A 16,078-nucleotide genomic window follows, 5' to 3' on the forward strand; every position below is an offset into this window, starting at 1 on the left:
GACAGCCGGGGCGCTGACCAGCCGTCGGCGCCCCGGCCCCCGATCACCGTCCGGCCCGCACCCCGGCGGCCAACTCGCCCGCCAACGCGCGCAGTTGTTCGACGGCGGCCGGTTCGTCCGCCAGCCGGTCGAGCACCGCCTGGACAAAGGCGGAGCCGACGATCACCCCGTCGGCGAAGCCCGCGACCTCGGCCGCCTGGGTGCCGTTGGAGACGCCGAGGCCGACGCAGACCGGCAGCCTGGTGGTCTCCCTGGTGCGCGCCACCAGACCGGCCGCGCCCTGGCTGACGGCGGCCCGCCCGCCGGTGACCCCCATCAGCGAGGCCGCGTAGACGAAGCCGCTGCCGGCCGCCGTGATGGTGGCCAGCCGCGCGTCGGCGCTGCTGGGCGCGACCACGAACACCGTGGCGAGACCGTGCTGTTCGGCGGCCTCGCACCAGCCGTCGGACTCCTCGACCGGCAGGTCGGGCAGGATGCAGCCGGCCCCGCCCGCCTCGGCGAGTTCGGCGGCGAACCGCTCGGGACCGTAGCGGTCCACCGGGTTCCAGTAGGTCATCACCAGCACCGGCACGCCGGTCGCCGCGTGCAGTTCGCGCACCGTGCGCAGCACGTCGGCGATCCGCACCCCGCCGCGCAGCGCGATGTCGTCGGCGGTCTGGATGACCGGGCCGTCCAACACCGGGTCGCTGTGCGGCAGTCCGATCTCGATGATGTCGCAGCCGCCCTCGACCATGGCCACCGCGGCGCGGATGCCCGCGTCCACGCTGGGGAAGCCGGCCGGGTAGTAGCCGAGCAACGCCGCGCGCCCCTCGGCGCGCGCCCCCGCCAACGCCGCCTCCAGCAGCTTCAGATTGCCGCTCACCGGTCGTTCTCCTCGCCGTCGTAGAGCCCGAAGTAGCGGGCGGCGGTGTCCATGTCCTTGTCGCCGCGCCCGGAGAGGTTGACCACCAGCACGGCCTCGGGGCCCAGCTCCCGCCCGAGTTCGAGGGCGCCGGCGAGCGCGTGGGCGCTCTCGATGGCCGGAATGATGCCCTCGGTGCGGGACAGCAGCCGCAGCGCCTCCATGGCCTGGGCGTCCGTGACGGGCCGGTACTCGCCGCGTCCGCTGTCCTTGAGGTAGGAGTGCTCGGGGCCGATCCCCGGGTAGTCGAGGCCGGCCGAGATCGAGTACGGCTCGGTGATCTGCCCCTCGTCGTCCTGGAGCACATAGGAGCGCGAGCCGTGCAGCACACCGGGTTCGCCGGCGGTCAGCGTCGCCGCGTGCTCGCCCGACTCGACGCCGTGCCCGGCCGCCTCGCAGCCGACCAGGCGGACCCCGGCGTCCGGGATGAAGGCGTGGAAGAGGCCGATCGCGTTGGAGCCGCCGCCCACACAGGCGACCACCGCGTCCGGCAGCCGCCCGACGCGCTCGGTGATCTGCCGCCTGGCCTCCACCCCGATGACCCGGTGGAAGTCCCGCACCAGGGCGGGGAACGGGTGCGGTCCGGCGGCCGTGCCGAAGAGGTAGTGGGTCGTCTCGACGGTGGCGACCCAGTTGCGGAACGCCTCGTTGATGGCGTCCTTCAGGGTGCGGCTGCCCGAGGAGACCGCGATCACCTCGGCGCCCAGCATCCGCATCCTGGCGACGTTCAGGGCCTGCCGCTCGGTGTCGACCTCGCCCATGTAGATGGTGCAGCGCAGCCCGAAGAGGGCGCAGGCGGTGGCCGTGGCCACGCCGTGCTGGCCCGCGCCGGTCTCGGCGATCACCCGGGTCTTGCCCATCCTGCGGGTGAGCAGCGCCTGCCCCAACACGTTGTTGATCTTGTGCGAGCCGGTGTGGTTGAGGTCCTCACGCTTGAGGAACACCCGGGCGCCGCCGGCCTGTTCGGCGAACCTGGGCACCTCGGTCAACGGGCTCGGGCGGCCCGCGTAGTTGACCATCAGGTCGTCCAGCTCGGCGAGGAAGGCGGGGTCGTTCCTCGCCTTCTCGTACTCGGCGGCGACCTCGTCCATGGCCGACCTCAGGGCCTCGGGGACGAAGGTGCCGCCGAAGGCGCCGAAGTAGCCCCGCGCGTCGGGCACCCCACTGTCGGGGTCGGGATGGAAGTACTCAGCTGGCATCGATCTCTGTGCCTTCCCAGAAGAACGGAAAGAGGAGCGGAACGGGACACCCTGGCACGCGGCGGGCGCTCGGCCGGGCGGCGTGCGGGGGTGTCGAGGACACCGGGAGGTGCCTGGGGTGACCGGGGAGGGACGGACGCACGGAGGCGTGCGGCGGCGCCCCTCGGCGCGGGCGCGCCGGGGCGCGTGACATCACGGGCACGGAGTGCCGGCGTGCGTCAGCCCTGGCGGAACGCCCCTGACCTCGAACCGGCCGGCCATCGGCGGCCTCGCACCTGCCCCGGCTCGGCACCGATGTGGTACCGCACCCGACGCCCCAACACCCGGCGGGCCGGGGCGCGGCAGCCGCGCGGGCGGGCGCCCCGGGCGCCGCGCGCCGCGATCCCGCCGGCGGGCGGCGGAGCGCCGCGCCTCGGCGTGCCGTACGGGTGTCCGGGGGTCATCCGCGCCTCAGCGCCCCTGCCGCAGCGCCGGGTGGGCGCCGGCGGCGACCAGGTCGGCGACGGCGGCGCGCGGGTCCTTGCCGGTGACCAGGGACTCGCCGACCAGCACGGCGTCGGCGCCCTCGTTGGCATAGGCGATCAGATCGTGCGGGCCCCGCACCCCGGACTCCGCGATCCGGACGATGCCGCCGGGGATCTCGGGGGCCACCCGCTCGAAGGTGGAGCGGTCCACCTCCAGGGTCTTCAGGTTCCGCGCGTTCACCCCGATGATCCGGGCGCCCGCGTCCACGGCGCGCTCCACCTCGTCCTCGTCGTGCACCTCGACCAGCGGGGTGAGGCCGATGGACTCGGCGCGCTCCACCAGCGAGACCAGCGCCGGCTGCTCCAGCGCGGCGACGATCAGCAGGATCAGGTCGGCGCCGTGCGCGCGGGCCTCCCACAGCTGGTAGGCGGTGACCACGAAGTCCTTGCGCAGCACCGGGATGTCCACCCGGGCGCGGACCTCGGCGAGGTCGGCGAGCGAGCCGCCGAACCGGCGCTGCTCGGTGAGGACGGAGATCGCCGCCGCGCCGCCGGCCTCGTAGTCGGCGGCCAGCGCGGCCGGATCGGCGATCGCGGCGAGCGCGCCCTTGGACGGACTGGAGCGCTTGACCTCGCAGATCACCGTGACACTGTCGCCCTTGAGCGCCGCGACACCGTCCTTGGCCGGTGGGGCCGAGGCGGCGCGTTCCTTCAGCTCGTCGAGGGTGACATGTGCCTGCCGCTCGGCGAGGTCGGCTCGGACTCCGTCGATGATCTCGTCGAGCACACTCACGCGACCGGCCCCTTCCTGTCGGTGTGGGGAGGGCAATCCCCATCGATAGTATCGGGCACCGCCGACACCCGTACCACCCGCCCACGGCGCGGGGACACCCCCCGGCGCCGGTGCGGTCCCCGCGCCTGGAGCCCGCCGTTCGCGCAGGTCAGAGGCCCAGGGCCGGGAACGGTGCACGGGTGCGCGGCGCGGTGGGCGCGGCCCGTTGGAGCCCTCCGGGCGCCATGGCCGGGCGGGCCGGCGGCGCGCCGCGGCCCTGCCCGGGGTTGACGCGCGCCACATGGCCGACCGCCGCGCCCTGCGGGGCGACGGCGGTCAGGGGTGGACCCGGCCGAAGCGGCGGGCGCCGTTCTGTGACCAGACTCACCACGGCTCGGCGACGGCCCTCAGGTGGTGGCGGCCGGCTTGGGCTCGCCGGAGGACTGCGCCGGGACGTCGACCGATCCGGCGGCCGACTCCCGCGGCTCCCTGGGGCTCCGGGAGACGGCGGGCTCCTGGCCGAGGCCCATCGAGCGCATCACCAGGCCGACCACGCAGGCCAGCAGGAGCACCACGCCGCCGGCGGCCACGCCCCACGGCTCGGCGACAACGGTGAAGTAGCTACAGACGCAGAACCCGATGAAAGCGATGATCACCCCGGTCCAGGCGGCAGGGGTGTTGCCGTGGTGGTACTTGCCCGCCATGTGTGTGCTCCTCGGAAACGAAACGACGAACGGAAGGTCCTGAGCGGGTGTCTCCCTCGCCCACCTCCCATTGTGGCAGGCCACGCCGACAGTCCTAGGTGGGGTCCTCGCCCCGGTCCAGGGCCCGCCAGATGTCCTCGGGGCGGTCCTGGTCGCCGGCGTCGCGCCCGCCCCGGTCGTACCGGCCGCCCCGCTCGTACCGGCCAGCGCGCTCGTACCTGCTGGACATCGCCGGCCAGTGGCGTCCGTAGCTCAGCGCCAACAGCCCGGCGCACAGCAGCAGCAGCCCGCCCAGCGCGGAGAGCCAGGGCCAACCGGTGTGGCTCACGGAGGTGACCGCGACATCGGTGATGCCGATGGTCTCCACCGCCACGCCGTCCAGCGCCTTGGTGTCGCCGGCGCCGAGCAGCGCGGCGCCGATCGAACCAGCGCCGCTGAGCGCCAACGCGGAGGCGACGACCACCCGGCCCGTTCCGCGCACCGCGAACACCGCGACCAGCGCGGCGAGACCGACCAGCGCCAGCGCGCTGGGCAGTCCTGAGACCGCGCTGCCGCTCGCCGTCACCGGCAGTTCGGCGCCGCCGCCCTGGGCGTCGCCCTCGCCCCAGGTCTGCCCCGCCGAGATCAGGACGACGGCGGCCCCGGCGGCGCCGAACAGCAGCGCCAGGCCGAGCGCCCGACGCGTCGCCCTGGCGCTCGGGCTGTGGGAGGGGTCACGGGTCACCCCTCCACGCTACCGCGCAGCCTTCCCGCCGTGGCCACCGCCCTGAGAACGGCCGCCGCCTTGTTGGCGCACTCCGTGTCCTCGGCGACCGGGTCGGAGTCGGCGACCACCCCGGCGCCCGCCTGGACATGGGCGACGCCGTCGCGGAGGACGGCGGTGCGGATGGCGATCGCGGTGTCGGCGTCGCCGGCGAAGTCCAGATAGCCGACGCAGCCGGCGTAGACGCCGCGCCTGGTCGGCTCCAGCTCCTCGATGATCTCCATGGCGCGCGGCTTGGGGGCGCCCGAGAGGGTGCCGGCGGGGAAGCAGGCGGTGAGCGCGTCGAAGGCGGTGCGCCCCTCGGCCAGCCGCCCGGTGACCGTGGAGACGATGTGCATCACATGGCTGTAGCGCTCCACCGTCATGAAGTCGACCACCTCGACCGTGCCCGGCACCGAGACCCGGCCGAGGTCGTTGCGGCCGAGGTCGACCAGCATCAGGTGCTCGGCCCGCTCCTTGGGGTCGGCCAGCAGCTCCTCGCCCAGCGCGGCGTCCTCCCCCGGTGTCCCGCCGCGCGGCCTGGTGCCGGCGATGGGGTGCAGCATGGCGCGCCCGTCCGCCACCTTCACCAGCGCCTCGGGGCTGGAGCCCACCACGTCGAACCCGCTCTCACCGGCCGCCTCGTCGCCGGCGAACCGGAAGAGATACATGTAGGGGCTCGGGTTGGTGGTGCGCAGCACCCGGTAGACGTCCAGGGCACTGGCCGTGCAGGGCGCGTCGAAGCGCTGCGACGGCACCACCTGGAAGGCGTCGCCTGCCCTGATGTACTCCTTGGCCGCCTCGACCGCGCCACGGTAGCTGGCACCGCCCGACCGCGCGGTGAACGTGGGCAGTTCGCTGGCCGGCAGCTCGACGGCCGGCAGCGCGAGGGGCCGGGCCAGATCGGCCGCCATCGCGTCGAGCCTGGCCACGGCGTCCGCGTGGATCGCCGGCAGCCGGTCCTCGTCGGGGGCGCCCGGCGCCGGCGGGTCGGTGAAGGCGTTGGCGATCAGCAGCACGGTGCCGTCGCGGTGGTCGAGGACGGCGAGGTCGGCGGCGAGCAGCATCGTCAGCTCGGGGAGCCGCAGATCGTCCGTGGTGGAGTCGCCGATGGCCTCCAGGCGGCGGACCACGTCGTAGCCGAGGTACCCGACCATGCCGCCGGTGAACGGGGGCAGTTCGGGGTCGCGCGGGGTGTGCAGCACCCGCAGCGTCTCGCGCAGCACCTCAAGCGGGTCGCCCCCGGTCGGCACCCCGGCCGGCGGCCGTCCCACCCAGTGGGCCCGCCCGTCCCGCACGGTGAGCGTGGCCGCGCCGCGCACCCCGACGAAGGAGTAACGGGACCAGGTGCGGCCGTTCTCCGCCGACTCCAACAGGAAGGTGCCGGGCCGGCCGGCGGCCAGCTTGCGGTACAGACCGACCGGGGTGTCGCCGTCGGCGAGCAGGCGACGGGTCACCGGGATGACCCGCCGCTCCTTGGCGAGCACCCGAAAGCGGTCGATGTCCTCAGTCGTCATGGCCCCTGACCCTAGGCCATGCCCCGCGCGACCTGCGCCCCCTCGCCCAGCGGGAGTTCGTCGGCGTCGAAGCAGGTGCGGTCCCCGGTGTGGCAGGCGGCGCCGATCTGGTCGACGCGGACCAGCACGGTGTCGCCGTCGCAGTCGAGCGCCACGGACCTCACATGCTGCACATGGCCCGAGGTGTCGCCCTTGGCCCAGTACGCGCGGCGGCTGCGGCTCCAGTACGTGCACCGCCCGGTGACCAGGGTGCGCCGGAGGGCCTCGTCGTCCATCCAGCCCAGCATCAGCACCTCGCCGGTGTCGTACTGCTGCGCGATCGCGGGGAAGAGGCCGTTCGCGTCGCGCTTGAGCCGCGCGGCGATGGCCGGGTCGAGTCGGGGCGCCTGGGTGCTGGACATGCCCCCATTCTGCCCCGCCGGCGCCCGACCCGTTTCCGCCAGGAAGCCCCGCGCGACCGCGGGAACTCCCGGGAAACGGGGGCGCACCGCATACCCTTGTGCGCATGTCTACCCATGCCAAACGTGAACGTCTGCTGCTCGCCGACCTGTTGGAGAACGCGGGCCCCGAGGCTCCCACCCTGTGCGAGGGCTGGACCACCCGCGACCTGGCCGCGCACCTGGTGGTGCGGGAGCGCCGGGCGGACGCGGCGAGCGGGGCGATCATCAAGCCGCTCGCGGCCCGGGGGGAGCGGGTGCGCGACGAGTTCGCCGCCAAGCCCTACGACGAGCTGCTCCAGCTGATCAGGACCGGGCCGCCCCGGATGTCCCCGTTCTCGTTCAAGCAGATCGACGAGGCGGCCAACGTCGTCGAGTTCTATGTCCACGGCGAGGACATCCGCCGTGCCCAGCCGGACTGGGAGCCCCGTTCGCTCGATCCGGTCTTCTCGGACGCGCTGTGGAAGCGCCTTGAGACGGCCGGCCGGATCATGGGCCGGCGCAGCCCCGTCGGTCTGGTGCTGCGCCGGCCCAACGGGCAGACGGTGGTGGCGCACAAGGGCACCCCCGTGGTGACGGTCACCGGCGATCCTGGCGAGCTGCTGATGTTCGCCTCCGGCCGGCAGGAGACGGCCCGGGTGGGCTTCGAGGGCGACGAGGACGCGGTGGCCAGGGCCATGTCCGCCAAGCTCGGCCTCGGCTGAGCGGGGGCGCCCCCGCTCAGCCGGCGGGCCGGGGCTCCGGCTTCTCGATCACCTCGTAGGAAGCGGTCAGGCTGCGGTGTCCGAGCCCCGCGTCCACCGCGCGCTCGAAGAGCTGCCGGATGGCGCGCGGCAGTTCCGCGTCGAGACCCGCCTCCGCGTAGGCCTGCTCCACATGCCGCGCGCCGGCCGCCTGCATGTGCAGGCTGTTCTCCTCCCCCGAGTAGGAGCGGGCCTGGACCTCCTCGGTGACGATCCGCAGATAGCCCATCGGGCCTTCCTCGGCCAGCCCGGTCACCATCTCGGCGGCGTAGGGGTAGAGCGCCTCGGGCTGGTCCCCGCCCGAGGCGATCAGCGCGCTCGCGTACATGTGGCTGACCAGCGTCCCGGTGAAGAGGGTCAGCATGGCCTGGTAGTAGAGCATCGAGAGACCGGGGTCGGTCCCCATGTGGTCGACCCGGCCCAGGGCGGCCAGCGCCTCCTCGTGGGCGCGCAGCGGCGCCTCGGGTCCGCTGTAGAAGACATAGGCGCCGGTCTTTCCGACGCCGGGCGGCGGGGTCATGATGCCGCCGGTGACCAACTGCGCCCCGTGCCCGGCCGCCCAGTCGCCGGCCCGGCGCAGCTCCTCGGGGCTGCCGGAGCTGAGGTTCACCAGCACCCGGCCGGCCAGCGCGCCCTCGGCGGTGGTCAGGACGGCGTACATCGCGGCGTAGTCGATCAGGCTGATCACGACCAACTCGCCGGCGCGCAGCGCCTCCTCGGGGCTGGCGGCCTGGGTGGCGCCGCGCGCCACCAGCGGCTCGGCCTTGCTGGCCGTGCGGTTCCACACGGTGGTGGGGTGCCCGGCGGCCAGCAGGGACTCGGCCATCGCGGTGCCCATCGGGCCAAGCCCGATCACGGTGACCGGCTCACGTGTCGCCATGGTGGTTCTCCTCGTCATCGCTCATGTCGTTCGGGTCGTTCGGGTCGTGCGGGTCGCCGTCGGGGTCGTCCCGGTGTGCGTGCGGCCCGTTCGCCGTGCCGGCACTGTGCGCGGTGGCGCTTCGGGATCGCCACGGGTGCGCCACGGGTCGGCCGGTGCGGCGGTTAGCCTGGGCGGATGCGTTTCGGGGTGCTCGGTCCACTGGCCGTGTGGACGGATCAGGGACGGCGCGTTCCGGTGCCGGACACCAAGGTCCGGGCCCTGTTGGCGCTGCTCCTCGCCGACCCCGGCGCGCCGCTCTCCCGGGATCTGCTGATCGACGAGCTGTGGGGGCCGCGCCCGCCGAGGGCCGCCGCCGGCACGCTCCAGGCGCGGGTCTCCCAGCTGCGGGGCGCCCTGGAGCGGGCGGAGCCGGGCGGCAGGGCGCTGGTGGTGTGGCGTCCCGCGGGCTACGCCCTGGACATCGCGCCGGACGCCGTCGACGCGGGCGGCTTCGCCGACGCGGTGACGGAGGCCGGCGGCTCGGCCGCGCCGGCGGCCCGACTGGCCGCGTTGGAGAGGGCGTTGGGGCTGTGGCGGGGCCAGGCGTTCGCCGACTTCGCCGACCAGCCGCTGCTGGCGCCGGTGATCGCCCGGCTGGATACGCTGCGGCTCGGCGCGCTCGCCGACCGGGCCCAGGCGCGGCTCGCCCTGGGGGACCACGAGGCCGTGCTCGCTGAGCTCGCCGAGCCACAGGCCAGGCATCCGCTGCACGAACGGCTGGTGGGGCTGCGGATGCGGGCGCTGTACCAGGCGGGCCGGCAGGACGCCGCGCTGGCCGCCTACCAGGCGCTGCGGACCGGCCTCGCCGAGCAGCTCGGGGCCGATCCGTCCCCCGAACTGGCCTCGCTGCACCGCTCGTTGCTCAACCATGACGCGTCGCTCGCGGCCCGGCCGCCGGGCAATCTGCCGGCCCGGGTCGACGAGCTGATCGGCCGGGAACGCGCGATCGTCGAGGTGCGGGGCACGCTCTCCACCGCGCGTCTGGTCACGCTCACCGGGCCAGGCGGCGTCGGCAAGACCCGGCTGGCGCTGGCGGTGGCCGAGGGCCTCGCGCAGACGTTCCCGGACGGCGTCTGGCTGGTGGAGCTGGCCGCCGAGGGCCCCGACACGGTGCCGGACGCGGTGGCCGCGGTGCTGGGTGTGCGGGAGACAGCCGATTCCGGCGGGGCGGCGTCGCTGCCGGAGCGGCTGGCCGGCGCGCTGGCCGCCCGCCGGGCGCTGCTGCTGCTGGACAACTGCGAGCATCTGCTGGACGCGGTGGCCGCGCTGGTCGCCCGGCTGCTGGCGGCGGCGCCGGAGTTGCGGGTGCTGGCGACCAGCCGGGAGCCCCTGTCGGTCGGCGGCGAGACGCTGCGCGCGGTGCCGCCGCTTGAGCTGCCGCCGGCCGGTGGCGTGGCGTCGGAGGAGTACAGCGCGGTGCGGCTGTTCGCGGCCCGCGCCGCCTCCGCCGCGCCGGGATTCGCCGTGCGTCCCGACAACGTCGAGACGGTGGCCGCGATCTGCCGCCGCCTGGACGGCCTGCCGCTGGCCCTTGAGCTGGCCGCGACCCGGGTGCGGGCCCTGGAGATCGGGGAGTTGGCGGCGCGGCTGGACGACAGGTTCACGCTGTTGGCCTCGGGGCCGAGGGACGCGCCGGCCCGCCAGCGGACGCTGCGCGCGGTGCTGGACTGGAGTTGGGAGCCGCTGACCGAACCTGAGCGCACGGTGCTGCGCCGGCTCTCGGTGCACGAGGACGGCTGGAGCCTCGCCGCAGCCGAGGCGGTGGCGGCCGGCGACTGGTCGGTGCTCGACGTGCTGACGCGGCTGGTCGACCGTTCCCTCGTGGTCGCCGACCCGGCCCTTGGCCGCTACCGGCTGCTGGAGTCGGTGCTGGCCTACGGCCTGGCGCGGCTGCGTGAGGCCGGCGACGAGGACGAGGCCAGGCGTCGGCACGCCGCGTACCACCTGGCGTTGGCCGAACGCGCCGCGCCGCTGCTGCGCGGGCCCGAACAGCGGCGGTGGATGGGCGTGTTGGACGCCGAGACGGCGAACCTGCGCGGCGCGCTGGAGTGGGCCGCCGGCGCCGGGGCGGCCGACCAGGCGCTACGGCTGGTGGACTCCCTCGCCTGGTGGTGGTTCCTGCGCGGCCGGCACGGCGAGGCCAGACGTTCCCTGGAGCGGGCGCTGGCCGTCCGGGGCGAGGCCGGGGAGACGTCCCGCACCACGGCGCTGGCCTGGTATGTCGCGCTCTCCGGCGGCGTCGGGGCGGACGCCGGCGCCGGCCCGGTGGAGCGCGGCGAGGAGGTGCTGCGCCACTGGGCCACCCTGGACGATCCGGCGGGCCGGGCCTACGCCCAGTGGTTCCTCTCGCTGCTGACCTGGGCCTACGGCGATCCCGCCGTGCACCGCGACCGCATCGAGGAGGCGCTGACGACCTTCCGTGCGCTGGGCGACCGTTGGGGGGAGGCGGCGGCGCTCGGCCTGCGCGCCCGGCTCGCCATCGGGGACGCCGCCTGGGACGCGATGGAGCGCGACGCCCGCCGGTCACTGACCCTCTTCGAGGCGCTCGGCGACGCCTGGGGGCGTCTTGAGGCGGGCTACTCGCTGTGGGTGGTCGACGAGATCAGGGGCGAGTACGGGGCGGTGGCCCGCCGGCTGCGCGACGATGTCGCCGCAGCCGAGGGCCTCGGGCTGTGGACTGAGGTGGCGTCCCGCCTCTCGGGGCTCGGCCGGATGGCGCTGCTCACCGGCGATCTGCCGGGCGCCACCCGCCTGTTGGAGCGGGCCAGGCGGCTGGCCGTCGAGAGTTCCGACCGGACCGGGCAGGAGTTCGCCGAGACGGGCCTGGCCCTGGTCGCCCGCAGGGAGGGCCGGCTCGACGCCGCCGAGGAGCTGCTCACCACCTGGCTGCGCTGGCTCGACCGGGTGGAGGGCACCGCCGGAGTGGCCTTCGTCCAGGCCCAGTTGGGCTATGTCGCGGAGCTGAGAGGCGACCACGCCGAGGCGTTGCGGCGCCACTTCGCCGGCTATCGCGCGGCCCGCGCGGTCGCGGATCCGCGCGCCGTGGCGCTGGCCCTGGAGGGGCTGGCCGGCGCGGAGGCCGGGCTCGGCCGGGCCGCCCGCGCGGCCCGGCTGCTCGGCGCGGCCGAGGCCGCGCGCCGGGCGGTCGGCGCCCCGCTGCCGCCGGCCGAGCGGTGGGACGTGGACCGCGCCGCCGAGGCGGCGCGGACGGCGCTGGGCTCGGCCGCGTTCGCGCGGGAGCACGCGGCGGGCGCCGCGCGGACGCCCGAGGAGGCGCTTCGTTGACGGCACGACCCCCCGCCGGGCCCGTCACGATCGACGCGGGGGTCCGGTTCCCCACCCCGGCCGCCGGCGAGGTGTGGGTGGCCGGTGCCGCGATCCTGGACGGAAGGGGCCGCGTCTTCGCCCAACGCCGCTCCCCCGAACGGCGCTTGTTCCCCGACACCTGGGATCTGGTCGGTGGCCATGTGGAGCCGGGCGAAACGCTGCTGGCGGCCCTGGTCAGGGAGGTCGCGGAGGAGACCGGCTGGCGGGTGCGGCGGGTGACACGTTTCCTCGGCGTCGAGACCTGGGTCGGCGACGACGGCCTCGGCCCCCGCCACGAGGCGGACTTCGTGGTGGAGGTGACGGGCGATCTGTCCCGCCCCCGGCTGGAGTGGTCCAAGCATCCGACGTACGACTGGTTCGGGCCCGACCGGCTGCACCTGCTCAAGGAGAACAAGCGCTCGGCCGACCAGCTCGTCTACCGGGTCGCCGCGCGGGCCCTCGGCGCCCCGCGACCGCCCGACGACGCGACGCTGCTCGCCCGGATCGCGGCGGACGCGGCGCTGGCGCGCCTGCTCGGCGCGGCGTGCGACTTCGACATCGGCCGCACCGCCCCCGGCGCTGCGCCCACGGCCATCGCCGGCTGCGCGGCCGGCGGCACCTACCACCTGGTCGACGGCGCGGTGTGGTACGCCTCCCCCGAGGGCGAGTCGACGCTGCTCGCCGACACCCTGGGCGAGGCGCTTGAGCTGATGCTGGGCGCCCCCCGGTGGGCGGAACGGCTGGGCCGTCCCGCCCCCGCCCCCGTCGGCCCCGACCGGCTCCGCGCCGCCCAGCGGGCGTTGGGCATCGTGCCGGCGCCCGAGGAGATCCTGCTGACCCGACTGGCCGACACCGTCGCCCGCACGGCGGACCAGCTTCCCGGCTGAGGCGTCAACGGAGCCCGGGGCAGGGCTGGTTGCCCGCCGGTGAACACCGGTCGAAGCCTTGCCGTCGTCTCTCACGGCCCGTCAGATTCGCCCATACATTCGCCTTGTGGACAACTTTCGGTGGGACGTCGCCCTCGCCGTGCTTGGCCTGGTGGTGCCGATCATCGCCGCCCTCTACGAGTTCGTCTTCGTCGGCCGCAAACGGCTCGGCTACCGCGTCCAGATGGACACCATCGCCACCGACGAGGTCCACTCCGCCTACGGCGGCGCGCTCCAGCGCCTCGAACACGACAACGGCAGCCGGCTGCGCGATCCGTCGTTCGTGCTGCTGCGCTTCGAGAACAACGGCGCGACCCATGTCGACGAGAGCGACTACGCCGTGCCCGAGGGGGACAAGGTCGGCATCCGTGTCCTCTTCCCCGGCCGGCGGGTGGCGGGCATGGTGGTGACCGAGCTGAGCAACGAGCATCTGCGGCCGTCGTTCGAGGGCGACTCGGGGCTCGAAGTCCGCGACGGCGCCATCCTGTTGCCCAAGATCCCGATGAACCGGGGCACCCACTACAAGGTGTTGGCGGCACTGGAGCGCGAGAACGACGAACCCCGCCCGCCGGGTACGGAGTTCGCCCCGCCCAAGGTGGTCGGCGCCGTCAAGGGCGGGGTCGGCTCCGGGGACATCCCGGAGACCAGAAGCCGCACCGGAACCTCCCTCCCCACCATCGCGCTGATCTGCTTCCTCGCGGCCGTCATCGTCACCCAGCTGGGCATCTCCCTCGCCTCGGACGACACCACGGCCCCGCTGGACTGCGCGACCGGCCACCTCACCCTCACCGGCTCCACCGCGTTCGCCCCGGTGCTGGAACAGGCCGCCGACGCCTACCGGGACACCTGCCCCGAGGCGGAGATCACCGTCGCGACCAGCGGCAGCGCCCAGGGCCTCGCCGCCCTCGACCGCGCGGGCCGGGACCATAAGGACGGGGCCCCGGCGACGCTCGCCTTCTCCGACGGCCCCAAGGAGGAGGGCTACCCCATCCTGCTGCCGCGCCCGGTGGCGCTCTCCCTGTTCACCCTGGTGGCCAACGAGGAGGCCGGCGTCCAGGACCTCTCCCTCGCCCAGATCCGCCGGATCTTCGACGGCACCCACACCAACTGGACGGAGCTGGGCGGCGCCGACCTCCCGATCCGCCTCGTCAGCCGGCACGACGACTCGGGCACCCGCCGCACCTTCCAACGGCAGGTCCTGGACGGCCGCCGCGAGCCGGCCAGCACCTCCGACAACTGCCGCGACCGCGACCCCGGCGCCACCGACCAGGTCATCCGCTGCGAACGCCGCACCACCGCCGACCTGTTGGCCGCCGTCGCCGACACCCCCGGCGCCATCGGCTACGCGGAACTCGGCGCCGCCACCGAACGCGACGACCTACCCCTCCTCCGCATCGACGGCCACGCCGCCGCCACGGAGGCGGCCGACCACGGCGCCTACCCGTTCTGGGAAACCGAACTCGCCTACACCTACGGCGAGCTGCCGGCCGACTCGCTGGCCGCGAGCTTCCTGCGCTACCTCACCAACGAGGTGGGCCGCGACATCATCCGCGCCCACGGCCACCGGCCCTGCACGGAACTCCAGAACCCCCTCCTCTGCCAGCCGGAGTGAGGCGCAGTCAGGAGCGCTCGTCATCGAGATCAACCGGCGTGCACCGCCTAAGCTCCACCACGAGTTGTTGCGCCAGAAAGAACGGGGCATCCGCATGCCCGTACGGCAGGTACTCGTCCCCGGGCAACGGCCTCAGACCACCTCCCGCCTCGGGCAGCAGGAACCCCCCGAACACGCCGTACCGTGTCGCCTTCCGCGCCCGGACGGCGAAGGGGCGCCTGAGGTGGGGACACAGCCGCACCGAGTCGACCGCGCACCGCACACACAGCGGCGGCTTGGTGGAGTGAGCACCCTCCGGCCAGCCGGGTTGGTTCCGCCACACGGAAGGGTCGGGCAGCGGCATCAGGAACAGCCACCCACGCGAGGTCCGGCTCGCCGGCCCGCCACATACCTGGCACAACCGCCCCAGCTGGGCCTCTCGTTGCCGCTTCGGATGCATCTGCCCGAAGTTGGGCCGTCCCCGCCCCGGGGCGTCGTCCAAGCGGCACCACAGCACACCGTTGTCATCCCGATCCGTCCGCCGCTCATCGCGATAGCAGATCCCCCGGCCGTCCGGACGAGGCGCGAGCATGCCCAGGTCGGGGGCTTCGCCGCTCCAGCGGGCGGCATACGGAATCGGCAGCTGACGTGGCCCCCACCGCATGGGTGGGAGCGGTAGCCCGGAGGCACCACCAGGCGCGGTTTCGGTGTCGGTGTCGGTGTCGGTGTCGGTGTCGGACATGAGGGTGCACCTCTTCTGAGCGAGAACCTGCCGCGGGACCTGTGCACGCCGAAACGCGCCAGTTCATCGCGATCGCCTACTGACGCGGCGTTACATCCCTAGGGATATTCAAGGAAATCTCCCTAGGGATGTCAAGGCGCCCTTCGGGGAGCACGAGAAGGGGAGTCCGCGATGTGCGGACTCCCCTCGATGCGGCGTGGACCGGACGGCTATCCGTCCAAGTGGTACTCCAGGACGTAGACGCCGGCGTCGAGCACCATGCGGGTGAGGTCGACGGCGCGGCCGGCCGCCGTGAACGCGGTGCGGCAGATCTCCACCACGGGCGTCGCCTCGCCCAGCCGTAGCCGCTCCGACTCCTCACGACCCGGCATGCGCGCCCGCAACTCCTCGGTGAAACGAACCGGTTCGAGGCCGAGTTCGGCCAGCCGGGCGAAGACCCCGCCGGGACCGGTGTCGGCGCGGGTGATCGCCGAGCCTCGCACCAGTTCGGCGGGCAGATAGGAGGTAGCCACCTGGACGGGCTCCCCCTCGACCACGAACACCCGCTCCCGGACCAGCACGGCCGCACCCTCCTCCAGCGCCAGCGGACCCAGCACCCACTCCGGCGCCGCCGCCTCCGCCACCCGCACGTCGGTGACGGACAGCTCCCGCTCCCCCAGGTCAGCGGCCCAGATGGACCGCCCGCCACCCCAACCGTCCCTGGCCAGCCGCCGGTTGGCCACCCGGCGGATCGGGCGGAACTCCCGGACATAGGTGCCGCTGCCCTGACGGCGCACGGCAAGCCCTTCGGCGACCAGCAGCGTCAACGCGCGCCGCGCCGTCTCCTTGGCCACGCCGTGCTCGCGCACCAGCGCGGGCTCGCCCGGCAGCCGATCCCCCGGAGTCAGCTCGCCCGAGGTGATGCGTTTCCGCAGCCGGTCGGCGATCTGCCTGGCGGTCGCAGCCATCGAGATCCTCTCTTCCCTAGGGTGGCTCCCCACCTTCGCACAGGGTGTACGTACAGGTAGGACAGCCCTCTGCGGCGACCACGACGGAGCCCCCCAACTGGCGGGAGAACCACACTTGTGCGACATATCGAACGAAGAACACGGTGGCGCAACTTCGTCGAACCC

At 74.3% G+C, this 16,078-nt stretch carries 15 protein-coding genes; 4 read left to right on the forward strand and 11 right to left on the reverse strand.

Annotated elements, in window-relative coordinates; genetic code table 11:
* Positions 1-43: 43 nt before the first annotated feature.
* The 8 genes from trpA to hisI form a co-directional block, all read right to left on the reverse strand.
* Positions 44-862 carry a tryptophan synthase subunit alpha gene (gene trpA / locus K4G22_RS04950; RefSeq protein WP_228078441.1) on the reverse strand — a complete coding sequence of 273 codons (819 nt, stop codon included), beginning with the start codon at positions 860-862 and terminating at the stop codon, positions 44-46.
* Entirely contained in the window at positions 859-2,100 is a 1,242-nt protein-coding gene (gene trpB / locus K4G22_RS04955; protein WP_228078442.1) for a tryptophan synthase subunit beta, read from the reverse strand. Before trpB ends, trpA begins: the two co-directional genes overlap by 4 nt.
* 218 nt (positions 2,101-2,318) lie before the next feature.
* A complete protein-coding gene (gene trpM, locus K4G22_RS04960) occupies positions 2,319-2,543 on the reverse strand; it encodes a tryptophan biosynthesis modulator TrpM (protein ID WP_228078443.1) in 225 nt (74 codons plus the stop codon).
* Positions 2,544-2,550: 7 nt separating this feature from the next.
* Positions 2,551-3,357, reverse strand: a complete 807-nt coding sequence (gene trpC, locus K4G22_RS04965; RefSeq protein WP_228078444.1) for an indole-3-glycerol phosphate synthase TrpC — start codon at positions 3,355-3,357, stop codon at positions 2,551-2,553.
* A 386-nt stretch (positions 3,358-3,743) separates the two neighbouring features.
* Positions 3,744-4,040, reverse strand: coding sequence for an HGxxPAAW family protein (locus K4G22_RS04970; RefSeq protein ID WP_228078445.1), 297 nt, complete (start codon positions 4,038-4,040; stop codon positions 3,744-3,746).
* A 94-nt stretch (positions 4,041-4,134) separates the two neighbouring features.
* A complete protein-coding gene (locus K4G22_RS04975; RefSeq protein ID WP_228078446.1) occupies positions 4,135-4,764 on the reverse strand; it encodes a TIGR02234 family membrane protein in 630 nt (209 codons plus the stop codon).
* Entirely contained in the window at positions 4,761-6,299 is a 1,539-nt protein-coding gene (locus tag K4G22_RS04980; protein WP_228078447.1) for an anthranilate synthase component I, read from the reverse strand. Before K4G22_RS04980 ends, K4G22_RS04975 begins: the two co-directional genes overlap by 4 nt.
* An 11-nt stretch (positions 6,300-6,310) precedes the next feature.
* Entirely contained in the window at positions 6,311-6,700 is a 390-nt protein-coding gene (gene hisI, locus K4G22_RS04985; protein WP_228078448.1) for a phosphoribosyl-AMP cyclohydrolase, read from the reverse strand.
* A gap of 104 nt (positions 6,701-6,804) precedes the next feature.
* On the opposite strand from hisI, the gene K4G22_RS04990 reads away from it, so the two are divergent.
* On the forward strand, positions 6,805-7,440 hold the full coding sequence (locus K4G22_RS04990; RefSeq protein WP_228078449.1) for a TIGR03085 family metal-binding protein: 636 nt from the start codon (positions 6,805-6,807) through the stop codon (positions 7,438-7,440).
* Positions 7,441-7,456: 16 nt separating this feature from the next.
* Here the strand turns inward: K4G22_RS04990 and K4G22_RS04995 are convergent, their stop codons facing one another.
* Entirely contained in the window at positions 7,457-8,359 is a 903-nt protein-coding gene (locus tag K4G22_RS04995; protein WP_228078450.1) for an NAD(P)-dependent oxidoreductase, read from the reverse strand.
* A gap of 177 nt (positions 8,360-8,536) precedes the next feature.
* Between K4G22_RS04995 and K4G22_RS05000 the strand changes: the two genes are divergently transcribed.
* The 3 genes from K4G22_RS05000 to K4G22_RS05010 all read left to right on the forward strand — a co-directional run bounded on the left by K4G22_RS05000 (position 8,537) and on the right by K4G22_RS05010 (position 14,245).
* On the forward strand, positions 8,537-11,686 hold the full coding sequence (locus K4G22_RS05000; protein WP_228078451.1) for an ATP-binding protein: 3,150 nt from the start codon (positions 8,537-8,539) through the stop codon (positions 11,684-11,686).
* The gene (locus K4G22_RS05005; protein ID WP_228078452.1) at positions 11,683-12,594 is read left to right on the forward strand and encodes an NUDIX hydrolase; all 912 of its coding nucleotides are present in this window, start codon (positions 11,683-11,685) and stop codon (positions 12,592-12,594) included. Before K4G22_RS05000 ends, K4G22_RS05005 begins: the two co-directional genes overlap by 4 nt.
* A gap of 106 nt (positions 12,595-12,700) precedes the next feature.
* Positions 12,701-14,245 carry a substrate-binding domain-containing protein gene (locus tag K4G22_RS05010; protein ID WP_228078453.1) on the forward strand — a complete coding sequence of 515 codons (1,545 nt, stop codon included), beginning with the start codon at positions 12,701-12,703 and terminating at the stop codon, positions 14,243-14,245.
* A gap of 7 nt (positions 14,246-14,252) precedes the next feature.
* Here K4G22_RS05010 and K4G22_RS05015 read toward each other — a convergent pair whose 3' ends face one another.
* Both K4G22_RS05015 and K4G22_RS05020 read right to left on the reverse strand, forming a co-directional pair.
* On the reverse strand, positions 14,253-14,966 hold the full coding sequence (locus tag K4G22_RS05015) for a hypothetical protein (protein ID WP_228078454.1): 714 nt from the start codon (positions 14,964-14,966) through the stop codon (positions 14,253-14,255).
* 209 nt (positions 14,967-15,175) lie between these two features.
* Complete coding sequence (locus K4G22_RS05020; RefSeq protein ID WP_228078455.1) at positions 15,176-15,913, reverse strand: GntR family transcriptional regulator; 738 nt, start codon at positions 15,911-15,913, stop codon at positions 15,176-15,178.
* Positions 15,914-16,078 lie beyond the last annotated feature (165 nt).

This window comes from Streptomyces profundus, assembly GCF_020740535.1.
Taxonomy (GTDB): Bacteria; Actinomycetota; Actinomycetes; order Streptomycetales; family Streptomycetaceae; genus Streptomyces; species Streptomyces profundus.